Annotated in this window: 1 protein-coding gene; it reads left to right on the plus strand. The window is 58.6% G+C overall.

The window, feature by feature from the left end; translation table 11 throughout:
• Nucleotides 1-119: 119 nt before the first annotated feature.
• The coding region (locus JF66_RS18500; protein WP_035880316.1) for a hypothetical protein at nt 120-626 on the plus strand (507 nt) is incomplete at its 3' end.

A 626-nucleotide genomic window follows, 5' to 3' on the forward strand; every position in this document is an offset into this window, starting at 1 on the left:
GCAGGCCGCCCCCGACGCTATTACACGCTCACCGATCTCGGCCGCGAAAACCTGCGGGCCTTTTCAGAAGTATGGAGCCCGTTTCGAAGCACGGTTGACACCATTTTGGAGACGAAGTCATGACCTTGAACACCAACCGGCCATCGAAACAAGAAACTCGATATCTGGCGCAACTCGCCACAGAACTCACTGACGCTCCCAAGAAGGATCGTGCCGACGTTCTTGAGGGAATACAAACGCACATCCACGACGCTCTCGAACGTGCAGACTCGGACCTGACGACGATCCTTCACCAGCTCGGCACACCCTCCGTCGTGGCGGCGCAAGCCCGCCATGACCTGGGCGAGGAGCTGGGACCTACTGGGTCTTCGCAATTCTCCAAACGACGTCAGCGACTACAGATCGGATCCTTCACCCTCGCGCTGCTCGTGGTGCTTATAGGAATCTTCCTGTCACCTCCGGACCTGACGGTGAGCATCTTGCCATCCTCCCTAATTCCACTGGCGCTCACGCTCATCCCACTCCTCACACGCAGGGCACGCCGGCGGCGAATATCTGTTGTCTGCACCATCGCTCTGGCAGCATTCCTTCTCGCCGCACTCATCCTGAGCATGGCTTTGAGCGGT

Source organism: Cryobacterium sp. MLB-32 (assembly GCF_000738085.1).
GTDB lineage: Bacteria > Actinomycetota > Actinomycetes > Actinomycetales > Microbacteriaceae > Cryobacterium.